This window comes from Clostridium chromiireducens (genome assembly GCF_003575225.1).
Taxonomy (GTDB): domain Bacteria; phylum Bacillota; class Clostridia; order Clostridiales; family Clostridiaceae; genus Clostridium; species Clostridium chromiireducens.
Genome location: NZ_QXDJ01000001.1, coordinates 1,249,862 through 1,262,206, shown reverse-complemented (window position 1 = coordinate 1,262,206; position 12,345 = coordinate 1,249,862). Strand labels below are relative to the sequence as shown.

Genomic DNA, 12,345 nt, shown 5'->3' with positions numbered 1-12,345 from the left:
ATACTTAGTGTTTTTGGATAATACTTAAAAAGTTATAGTTACTTAGAAAAATTTAATAGTATAATTTGTTGACTTAATACTTAATGAAAAGTAAAATATACATATATATACGAATGTCTGTTCGAAATGGAGGTAGTATAATGGGAGAATTTAAAATACATTCTAAATTTAAACCAACTGGGGATCAGCCTCAAGCTATAGATAAGCTGGTTAATTCAATAAACTGCAATAATAGAGGGCAAACATTGCTGGGAGTAACAGGTTCTGGAAAAACATTCACTATGGCAAATATTATTGAAAAATTACAAAGGCCTACTATAATCTTAGCCCACAATAAGACTCTAGCGGCTCAATTATGTTCAGAATTCAAGGAATTTTTTCCAAATAATATAGTTGAATATTTTGTATCATACTATGATTATTATCAACCTGAAGCATATGTACCTCAGACAGATACATTTATCGAAAAAGATGCTTCCATAAATGATGAAATTGATAAATTAAGGCATTCAGCTACTTCAGCTCTTTTTGAAAGAAGAGATGTAATAATTGTTGCATCTGTTTCATGTATATATGGACTTGGTAATCCTGATGAATATAAAAAGTTGACTATAAGTTTAAGAACTGGTATGGAAAAAGAACGAGATGAAATCATAAAGAAACTTATAGAAATTCAATATGAAAGAAATGATATAGATTTTTCAAGAGGAACCTTTAGAGTTAGGGGCGATTCTTTAGATATAATCCCAGCATCATATTCTAACAAAGGAATTAGAATTGAATTCTTTGGTGATGAAATAGACAGAATAAGAGAATTTGATGTATTAACAGGAACTATACTTGGGGAAAGAAATCATGTGGCAATCACTCCTGCATCCCACTTTGCAACTTCAAGAGAAACAGTTGATAAGGCAATTGGCATGATAGAAGGGGAATTAGAGGAAAGATTAAAAGAGCTTAATGCTCAAGATAAGCTTCTTGAAGCTCAGAGGTTAAGACAAAGAACTAATTTTGACATTGAGATGATAAAAGAGATGGGATATTGCAGTGGAATAGAAAATTATTCAAGGATATTAGATGGTAGAGATCCTGGAACACCACCTAAAACATTAATAGACTATTTTCCAGAAGATTTTCTTATGTTTATTGATGAAAGTCATGTAACACTACCACAAGTTAGAGCAATGTATGCTGGGGATAGGTCAAGAAAGAATACTTTAGTTGATTATGGCTTTAGATTACCATGCGCATACGATAATAGACCTTTAAAATTTGAAGAGTTTGAGAAAAAAATGAATCAAATAGTTTTTGTAAGTGCAACACCAGCTGCTTATGAAATAGATAATTCAGAGGAGATCGCGGAGCAGATTATAAGACCTACGGGATTACTAGATCCAGAGATTATTGTAAAGCCAATCAAAGGGCAAATAGATGATTTATATGGGGAAATTAATAAGACTATCGAACAAGGTTTTAGAACGCTGATAACAACTTTGACTAAGCGAATGGCAGAAGATTTAACTAAATATTTAACTGAGCTTGGTGTAAAAGTAACATATATGCATTCAGATATTGATACAATTGAAAGAATGAAGATTCTCAGAGATTTAAGACTTGGCGAGTATGATGTGTTAGTAGGAATAAACCTTTTGAGAGAGGGATTAGATATACCAGAAGTTGCTTTAGTTGCTATTCTTGATGCTGATAAAGAAGGCTTTTTAAGATCAGAAACATCATTAATACAGACGATTGGAAGAGCTGCTAGAAATTCAGAAAGTAAAGTTATAATGTATGCAGATAATATAACAAAATCAATGGATAAAGCAATGAAAGAAACAGAAAGAAGAAGGAAACTGCAAAAAGAGTATAATGAGAAAAATGGAATAACACCAACAACAATAATTAAGGATGTAAGGGATATTATAGAAGCGACAAGGGTTGCAGAAGAAGTAGAAGAATATAAGACAGTTGATAAGAAAAAACTTACGAAGAAGGAAAAGGATAAGTTAATTAAAGATCTTACAGAAGAAATGCTTTTAGCTGCAAAAAATCTACAATTTGAAAGAGCCGCAGAACTTAGAGATATTGTTAATGAAATTAAGAATGGGAAATAACAAGGGATATACAATTGCTAAAACATAATGCACAACTTAAGTTGTGCATTGTGTATTAAATTAGGAGGTTAATGTAATGAACGATAAAATAGTAATCAAAGGTGCGAAAGTTAATAATTTAAAAAATGTCAGTTTAGAAATACCAAGAGACAAATTAGTTATACTTACAGGTTTATCAGGCTCTGGTAAGTCATCTTTGGCCTTTGATACATTATATGCAGAAGGGCAAAGAAGATATGTGGAATCTTTATCCTCTTATGCACGACAATTTTTAGGACAAATGGATAAACCAAACGTTGAGTATATAGAAGGTTTATCACCGGCTATATCCATTGACCAAAAAACAACAAGTAAGAATCCAAGGTCTACAGTCGGCACAATAACTGAAATATATGATTATTTAAGATTATTGTATGCAAGAGTTGGAATTCCACATTGCCCAAAGTGTGGTAAAGAAATTACTCAACAATCTGTTGATCAAATTGTTGATAAAATTATGAGCAATGGGGATAAAACTAAAATTCAAATATTATCTCCTGTAGTTAAAGGGAGAAAAGGTACCCATGAAAAGATATTAGAGAATATAAAGAAAAATGGATATGTTAGGGCTAGAATTGATGGAGAAATTTATGATTTAACAGAAGAAGAAGTGAAATTAGATAAGAACAAAAAACATAATATAGAAGCTGTTATAGATAGAATTGTTTTAAAAGAAGGAATTGAAGGTAGACTTACTGAGTCTATAGAAGCGTCATTAAAGATGGGAGAAGGGCTAGCCATAGCAAGTATAATTGGAGGAGAGGAAACTCTTTTTAGTGAGAATTTTGCTTGTGCTGATTGTGGTATAAGTATTGATGAGTTATCACCAAGATTATTCTCATTTAATGCTCCATATGGAAAGTGTGATCATTGTGACGGACTTGGAAGTCTAATGGAAATTGATGAAAAACTAGTTATACCCAATAAAGAATTGAGTGTCATGGAAGGTGCAATAGCAAGCTGGGGAAGTGGGAGGCTTAAGGAGGATTCTTGGACGTATGCAATCCTTCAAGCATTAACAAGAGAATATGGCTTAGATTTGAATATACCTATAAAAGACTTAGATAGAAAACACATTGATTTAATACTATATGGAACAGAGGGCAAAAAACTTAAAGTTGAATATGTTAAAGAGGGAATCAAGGCCATATATAATTACGCATTTGAAGGGGAAATTAATGCACTAGGCAGAAGGTATAGGGAAAGTAACTCGGATCTTATTAAAGGTGAAATAGAACAGTATATGAGTAATGATTTCTGTCCTAAATGTAAAGGCGCTAGGTTGAAAAAAGAAGTATTAGGAGTTACTATTGCTGGAAAAAATATATATGAATTCACGAGCATGTCAATAAAAGAAGAATTTGAATTTATAAATGGAATAGAATTTTCTGAAAAGAATAGAATTATTAGTGAGCAAATTGTAAAGGAAATTAAAAATAGATTACAATTTTTATTGAATGTTGGTTTGGATTATTTAAGTTTATCAAGAAATTCTGGAACACTATCAGGAGGAGAATCTCAAAGAATAAGACTTGCCACTCAAATTGGTTCTGCTTTAATGGGTGTATTATATATTCTAGATGAACCTAGTATTGGGCTACATCAAAGAGATAATGATAGATTAATACATACTCTAAAAAATTTAAGGGATGTTGGAAATACTGTAGTTGTTGTAGAGCATGATGAAGATACTATGAAGGAAGCAGACTATATTGTTGATATCGGTCCAGGCGCAGGTGAACATGGTGGAGAAGTAGTTGTTGCGGGGACTCTTGATGAAGTTAAAGCCTGTGAAAAATCCATAACAGGACAATATTTAACTGGGAAAAAATCAATTCCTGTTCCAAGTATAAGAAGAAAAGGAAATGGACAAAATATAAAGATTATAGGTGCTAAAGAAAATAATTTAAAGAATGTAAGTGTGTCAATACCTCTTGGTACCTTAACTATGGTAACTGGGGTCTCAGGATCAGGTAAGAGTACATTAGTAAATGAAATACTTTATAAGGGATTAAATAGATTAGTAAATAGGAGTAAAAACCCCGTAGGAAATCACAAAGAAATAGTTGGTTATGAAAATGTTGATAAAATAATAGATATAAATCAGAGTCCAATAGGAAGAACTCCACGATCTAATCCAGCGACTTACACAGGTACATTTGACATAATAAGAGAACTCTTCTCACAAACTACAGAAGCGAAAATGAGAGGTTACAAGCAAGGACGTTTTAGTTTTAATGTTAAAGGTGGAAGATGTGAAGCTTGTGCTGGGGATGGAATAATTAAAATTGAGATGCAATTTTTATCAGATGTGTATGTACCATGTGAAGTTTGTAAAGGAAAGAGATACAATAGAGAAACTCTAGAAGTTAAGTATAAAGGAAAAAATATAGATGATATATTAAATATGACAGTTGAAGAAGCGTTAAAATTCTTTGAAAACATACCAAGAATCGAAAATAAATTAAGAACATTAAATGATGTTGGACTTGGATATATAAGATTAGGTCAGCCGTCAACTCAATTATCAGGAGGAGAAGCTCAAAGAATTAAATTGGCATATGAATTATCTAAGAGAAGTACAGGAAAAACACTATATATATTAGATGAACCAACAACTGGGCTACATGTAGATGATGTTAACAGATTAATAGAAATACTTCAAAGCTTAGTTGATGCAGGAAATACTGTTGTTGTAATTGAACATAATTTAGATATGATAAAGTGTGCAGATCATCTAATTGATTTAGGGCCAGAAGGTGGAGACAAGGGAGGAACTATTATTAAAATAGGAACTCCAGAGGAACTGTGTAAAGTTGATGCTTCATATACAGGGAAATATTTAAAGAATATTCTTAAATAATAGTATGAAAATAAGAGTAATATTTAAAGATTATATTATTAATACTACTAGATTAATGTTTGCTACTACCCAATTGTCAATAATTGAAAATTGACAATTGGGCTCTTATATAACAAAATATTAAAAGTAGACATTATAAAAACAATTGATTAATTATGAAAATAATCTTAATAAGTAGTGCTTTTATATGTCATACCTGTTTTTTTGTTGTATAATCATAGATAAGGTATATTGAGTGATTAAGCAATTATAAATATATCTTTTATAAAATTATTTTCCATATGATTATGATACAGAAATAAATATTGAGGTGAAAATATGAGTTTTTCGAAAATGATTGCTGGGATTTTTGGAGTAGTGTTTATTATTATTTTATATGTAATAATATACTATGCACTTAAGATAATGTATAGAGATGTTAAAAATGGTGGAAAGAAAAGAAGACCACCTATTGCCAAGGGGAATTTTGGGCTAGAAATTATAAATTCTGGAGAAGGTAAGGACTTAAAGGATGGATCAATTATTCCTATAAGATCAGATTTAACAATAGGCAGAAAAGATGATAATTCAATTGTATTGGGAGATCCACATGTTTCTGGGAATCACGCAAAGATTATTGTTAGGAATGATTTACTATTTATAGAGGATTTGAATAGTACTAATGGTACTTTTCTAAATGGAAGTAAGCTAAATGGTAAAGCAAAGTTATCTAATAAAGATGAGATAATGATTGGAACTGCAGTTTTTAAGATTTTAAAATAAAGACTATTATAAAGGAATTATAGTATAGATTAATAATTATGTTTTTATGAATGAATTATTCGAAGTTTAAAAAACAGTGAGGCTCAGCTGGAGATTATTGACAAATCTTCAGCTGAGCCTTACAAGAAATTTTGTGAAGTTATATTTAATAAATTAGTTTAAGGAAGTTCAAAATTCAAAATGATCTGTTTAGAACAAGAATGCCATTCTATAATGTTTAAGAGAGTATTTATTAAAGAAATGGAAACAATGAGGTGATAAAAATTGAAGATAAAAATGGATGAGGTAAAGTTATTGATTTTAACCTATCTTTTATGCATGGCACTTTTTGTAGATATAGCTATATTAAAGGAGCCTATGGATGTAGGGGCAATATATATGGGAGTGGTAGTATGTGTATTTTTAACAATTACACAAATTCTAATTAGAAAGTTTTATCCGCAGGGAGATAAGTTTCTAATTACTTTTGCATGTCTATTGTCTGTTATAGGAATGGCAGTATTATATAGATTAGATTCCAGTATTGCAGTGAAACAATTAATTTGGTTTACTGTAGGGATTATTATATTTATTGCACTGGTAGCGGTAATACCAGATTTAAGGGATTTCGCAAAATATAAAAAAGTTTATTTAATAACTACTATAGTTTTTATGCCAATGGCATTAGTACTTGGAACAGAAGTCTATGGAGCAACTAACTGGGTATTTATTGGCGGAATGGGATTTCAACCATCTGAGTTTGGTAAAATCAGTTTTGTAGTCTATTTGGCATCTGCATTAAAAGATTATGAGGATAAAAACAACATTATAGAGGATTTTAATCAACTTTGGCAGCCAGCGCTTGTAGTGATGTTTTCTTTAGGCTGTTTGGTTATGCAAAAGGATTTAGGATCTGCCTTAATATTTTTTGGAATTGCAATAACAATGCTTTATGTTGCAACTGGAAAGAAAAAGTATGTGGCAATTACATTCACTTTATTTGTAGTAGGCTCATTCCTTGCATATAAGATATTTCCACATGTGAGACAAAGAATTATGATTTGGCAGAATCCTTGGGGTTATAAAGATACAGGTGGATATCAAATAGTCCAAGGATTATATTCAATATCTTCAGGTGGGATGTTTGGATCTGGCCTAGGTGAGGGTTATCCAGGTTTTGTACCTGTTAATACTTCAGATTTGATTTTTGCAGTAATTTGTGAAGAATTTGGTATGGTATTTGGTATGGGAATTATGATAATATATTTTTTGTTTTTCTACAGAGGAATGAGAGCTGCTTTCAGAGTTCAAGATAAGTTTTCACAGTTGGGAACTATAGGAATGAGTGCGATGATAGCTTGTCAGGTGCTGGTTATTATTGGAGGTGTTTTTGCGGTGATACCTCTTACAGGAATAACATTACCTCTCATAAGTTATGGTGGATCTTCTATGATAAGCATGTTTTTTGCGTTGGCTGTACTTCAAAAGATATCGGAGGAGGGATAAAAATTGAAAAATATTTCTGATAGTATAAAACAAGTAATGGTAGTATTTTTATTTTTATTCGTAGCTCTTATTTCATATATTGCATATTTTCAGGTTTTTTCAGCGCCTAATATAGCTGATCAGCAAGGAAATCAGAGACTTTGGGCAAGAAGAAATGAGGTATTAAGAGGAACTATATATGATAAGAATAAGAATCCACTAACAACAAGTGCAAGAGTAGATGCTCTTACACAAAAGAGGACTTATGTTAATGGAGATTTATATGTTCATGCTTTGGGATACGTTGATCCTAGATATGGATTAACAGGATTAGAAGCAAGCTATGATACTGAACTAACAAGTTACAATAAGATTACGAATAATTTTATGAATTTGACTAAAGATTTTAGTATTGCTAAATTAAAAGAGATGTTTGAGAGTAGAAAAGAAGATGAAGTTAAGATTGGTAATGGTGTTATAACTACATTAGATCCAAACCTTCAAAAGGCAGCATATGATGCGCTCGGTGATAACAGAGGTGCTGTAGTTGCATTGAATCCTAAGACTGGAGAAGTACTTGCAATGATTTCGAAACCAACATATAATCCAAATGATTTAGAAAAATCTATGAAAGCAGCTAATGAAGGAACAGCAGATAACAGCCCTCTTATTAATAGGGCAACATCTGGATTATATCCTCCAGGATCAACATTTAAAACTGTTACATTAACAAGTGCATTAGATAATATACAAGGTGTTACTAATAGGACATTTCAGGATGATGGAAAGATAGTATTTAATTCTAAGCAGTCATTAAGTAATGCAAACGGTGCTGTTTATGGAACTTTAGATTTGAGGGAAGCACTAAAGGTATCAAGTAATGTGGTATTTGGTACTTTAGCAATGGAGCTTGGTAATGAAAAATTGAAAACCACAGCGGAAAGTTATGGGTTTAATAACAGTATAGAAGCAGAAGGTTTTAATATTGCCAAAAGCCAATTTCCAACATTAAAGGCAGCTGAAGTTGGAAGTATAGCACAAACAGGAATAGGTCAAAGTAGTATCTTAGCTACACCAATGGAGATGGCATTGATATCAAGTACTATAGCTAACAATGGGAAAATGATGCAGCCAACGCTAGTTAGCAAAATAGTAGATAAGGATGGAAATGTTGTAAAATCTATTGATTCAAAGGTGTATAAGCAAGTTCTTAGTCCAACTAATGCAGCTATTATAAAAGATTACATGAAGTATTTAGTTGATTCTAAGGTTAACAGCAGTTGGACTTACTTTCAAGGAACAGAAGCAGCTGGTAAAACTGGTACAGCAGATTATATTCTTCCAAATGGACAAAATGCAACTCCTCATTCATGGTTTATAGGATTTGCACCAGCAAGTAATCCGAAGATTGCAGTTGCAGTAATTGTTGAGAATGGTGGATATGGATCTATAGCAGCAGCCCAAGTTGCAGGTAGAGTCATAAAGACCGCTATTCCCCAATAAATATATAATTTACAATGCACAATAAACAATAAATAATTGAATGGACTGATAAGTCATAATAGCGTTTATGGCATTTTTTGATTATGAGTTGTGAATTGTGCATTATTAATGGAGGTGAATATTATGTTTGATTTCAAGGCTCAGTTGAAGATTCTACCTGATAAACCTGGTGTTTACTTGATGAAAAATGCTCTTGGCGAAATAATTTATGTTGGTAAGGCAAAGGTATTGAAGAACAGAGTGCGACAGTACTTCCAAAATTCAAAAAACCATTCAGAAAAAGTGAAAGCAATGGTGAAAAATATTTCTGAATTTGAATATATAGTTACAGATTCTGAAATGGAAGCTTTAATATTAGAATGTAATTTAATTAAAAAATATAGCCCCAAGTATAATATTTCACTAAAAGATGATAAATTTTATCCATTTATAAAAGTAACAACTAATGAAGATTTTCCTAAAATATTTATAACAAGAAATCATGCTAGGGATGGAAATAAATATTTTGGACCTTATCCTAATGCAGGGGCTGTCCATGAAACGATAAACTTAATTAGAAAAATATTTCCTTTAAGAAATTGTAAAAAGTTAATCGTAGAAGGTGGAAAGCCGACAAGGGCATGCTTGAATTATCATATAAAGAAATGTAATGCACCTTGTGAAGGACGCATTACAAAGGCTGAGTATGGAAAAATGATTAATGAGATAATGGATGTTCTAAGTGGTAGAGATAAGACTCTATTAAATAAATTAAAAAAGGAAATGCAGGAATGTTCAATCAACTTAGAATTTGAAGAAGCTGCTTCATTAAGAGATAAGATTTTAGCTATTGAAAATATAGCAGAAAAACAAAAGGTGTTCAAATCTCAAGAAAGTGATGAAGACTTTATCAATATTTATAAGGATGAAAAAGACTGCTGTATTCAAGTATTCTTTCTAAGGGATGGAAAAATAACAGGAAGAGAACACTTCATGATTGAAGATAGTGCTCATGAGGAAAATAAGACAATTATTTCACAATTTATGATTTCATTCTACAGAGGAACTCCAAAAGTTCCTAAAAATATTTATATTCCTGAAAGTGATGAAATAGAGGCACTAGAAGAGTTTTTAAGTATTAAACGTGGGGCGAAGGCATATGTCAAGATTCCGCTAAAAGGTGAGAAAAAAGATATGTTGGAACTTGTCAAAAATAATGCGAAAATTACTCTTGATCAATTTAAAGACAAAATTTTGAGAGATAAAGAAGTAAATAGACTTTCTTTAGAACATATAAAAGAATTGTTAGGGCTTGATACTTTACCGTTTAGGATGGAAGCCTATGATATATCCAATATACAAGGAGTGGATTCAGTTGGATCAATGATTGTATTTGAAGATGGAAAAGCTAAAAATAGTGACTATAGAAGGTTTCGTATAAAAACTGTAAAAAGTGCTAATGATTATGATAGTATGAGAGAAATACTGGAAAGAAGGTTTTCTCATGGATTAAAGGAAATACATGAAATTCAAGAAAAGAAGATTAATTTTTCTAATGGAAAGTTCTCGAATTTTCCGGATTTGATTATGATGGATGGCGGAAAGGGCCAAGTGAATGTAGCACTTGAGGTTTTGGCGAAATTAGGTATAAATATACCTGTATGTGGGTTAGTAAAAGACGATCATCATGCAACCCGTGGAATAATCTATAATAACAATGAATTGATAATAAATAGGAATTCTGATTTAATGCAGCTTATAAGAAGAATTCAAGATGAAGTTCACAGATTCGCAATTACATATCATAGGAGTCTAAGGGATAAGAGGACTTTACATTCAATACTTGATGATATTCCTAATATCGGGCAAAAGAGAAGAATGGCGCTTCTTATGAAATTCGGAAGTATTGATAACATTAAGAAGGCTACGCTTGATGAACTACTTGAAACCGAGTCAATTGATAATAAAGCTGCTAATAGCATTTTTACATATTTTAGAGATACGAAAGCTAGTGAGACTTAATTTAAGTGAAAACTAGTATAAAGTTATAGCTTATTTGAATCTATCTGAGGATAAGATAACAAGTTAAAGATACTATGTATATTCTGCACTAGATAAGAAGTGAAGTTTTTGTTATGAAAGGACCAAGCTAACATATCAACGTAGTATAGTGCAGAATACATTAATATACTAATTGTTATTTTTTTGAATGTGACTAAAAACATGAACAAAATAAATAAATTATGCTATAATAGTACGGAATAAAAATTTACGTGGTTAAATTTAAAATGAATAAAAAATTTACTTGTGTTAGATTAATATATGCATTATTCTATATCATGTAAATTGAAGCACAATCAAGAAAATAATAGACCAGTATGCTTGCATATTTCGCGTCATAGCGGAAGCTTGACTCGCATATGTTTGCTGAGTGCGCACAAATAAGCGACCATAATCAAATCATAGATTTAGGTTCTTTGCTTATCAGCAAATTCTACCAATAGCTAGCTATGAGCAGAATTTACTTCCTTGTCTGACACGAAATATGCATTTCATCTTGGTTTATTATTTTCTTTTATGTGCCTAATGTGATTAATATAAATGTTTGAGGAGTTTTAGCATGAAACATTATCAAGAATACAAGAATTTGTTCAGTAACATATATAACGAGGCACAAATTCAATTGGATGCGAAAATGAGTGAACATATATACTTTAAGGTTGGGGGACCAGTGGATATACTCTTAACTCCAAACAATATACAACAAGTCAGAGAAGCTATCGAGATTTGTAAAGGAAATGAAATTCCATTTTATGTTATAGGAAATGGATCAAATCTTTTAATTAAAGATGGTGGTATTAGAGGTGTTGTGATAAAGTTATGCGAACTTAACAAGATAGAACGAGTAGGAAATAGAATTACTGCGGAATGTGGTGCATTACTTAAGGACGTTTCAGCAGCAGCGACGGAAGGGGCCCTAGCAGGTTTTCAATTTGCATGTGGCATCCCGGGTAGTGTAGGCGGAGCCGTGTTTATGAATGCGGGAGCTTATGATGGAGAAATTTCCTTTGTCATTGAAAGTGCACAAGTATTAGATGATAATCAGGAAATTAAAATTCTTTCTAAGGAAGAATTGAACTTAGGGTATAGACAATCTGTTGTTATGCAAAAGGGATATATAGTTTTAAGTGCAACATTTGCCTTAACGCCTGGTGATAAAGAGAAAATTCAGGCTAGAGTTGATGAATTAACTAAAAGAAGAGAAGAAAGACAGCCATTAGAATATCCATCAGCAGGAAGTACATTCAAAAGACCGGAAGGTCATTTTGCAGGGAAATTAATTGAAGATGCAGGATTAAAAGGATTTACAATTGGTGGAGCTTGTGTTTCTGAAAGGCATGCGGGGTTTGTTATCAATAAAGATAATGGAACAGCGAAGGACGTATTAGGAGTAATAAATCATGTTAAAGAGGAAGTTAAGAGACAATTTGGCGTAGATTTATATCCTGAAGTTAGAATATTAGGTGAGGATTAATGTAAATATAAGAGCATATTAAACTCAAGAGTTTTGAGACTTTTGGGTTTTTTATGATTTAATATTAATAGTGTGATATAATTTTA

Annotated in this window: 7 protein-coding genes; all 7 read left to right on the top strand. The window is 31.6% G+C overall.

The genetic code is table 11. The features are described 5' to 3' along the window. The first annotated feature begins 140 nt into the window (after positions 1-140). The 7 genes from uvrB to murB all read left to right on the top strand — a co-directional run bounded on the left by uvrB (position 141) and on the right by murB (position 12,259). Positions 141-2,114, top strand: coding sequence for an excinuclease ABC subunit UvrB (uvrB, locus tag D2A34_RS04975; RefSeq protein WP_079437966.1), 1,974 nt, complete (start codon positions 141-143; stop codon positions 2,112-2,114). Between the two features lie 76 nt (positions 2,115-2,190). Next, positions 2,191-5,016 carry an excinuclease ABC subunit UvrA gene (gene uvrA / locus D2A34_RS04970; RefSeq protein ID WP_119365918.1) on the top strand — a complete coding sequence of 942 codons (2,826 nt, stop codon included), beginning with the start codon at positions 2,191-2,193 and terminating at the stop codon, positions 5,014-5,016. 318 nt (positions 5,017-5,334) lie between these two features. Beyond that, positions 5,335-5,778, top strand: a complete 444-nt coding sequence (locus tag D2A34_RS04965) for an FHA domain-containing protein (protein ID WP_079437968.1) — start codon at positions 5,335-5,337, stop codon at positions 5,776-5,778. Positions 5,779-6,042: 264 nt separating this feature from the next. Further along, entirely contained in the window at positions 6,043-7,263 is a 1,221-nt protein-coding gene (locus tag D2A34_RS04960) for an FtsW/RodA/SpoVE family cell cycle protein (RefSeq protein ID WP_119365917.1), read from the top strand. A gap of 3 nt (positions 7,264-7,266) precedes the next feature. Beyond that, positions 7,267-8,745 carry a peptidoglycan D,D-transpeptidase FtsI family protein gene (locus D2A34_RS04955; RefSeq protein WP_079437970.1) on the top strand — a complete coding sequence of 493 codons (1,479 nt, stop codon included), beginning with the start codon at positions 7,267-7,269 and terminating at the stop codon, positions 8,743-8,745. A 123-nt stretch (positions 8,746-8,868) separates the two neighbouring features. Continuing rightward, complete coding sequence (uvrC, locus tag D2A34_RS04950) at positions 8,869-10,746, top strand: excinuclease ABC subunit UvrC (protein WP_079437972.1); 1,878 nt, start codon at positions 8,869-8,871, stop codon at positions 10,744-10,746. A gap of 598 nt (positions 10,747-11,344) precedes the next feature. Continuing rightward, positions 11,345-12,259, top strand: a complete 915-nt coding sequence (gene murB, locus D2A34_RS04945) for a UDP-N-acetylmuramate dehydrogenase (protein ID WP_079437975.1) — start codon at positions 11,345-11,347, stop codon at positions 12,257-12,259. Positions 12,260-12,345 lie beyond the last annotated feature (86 nt).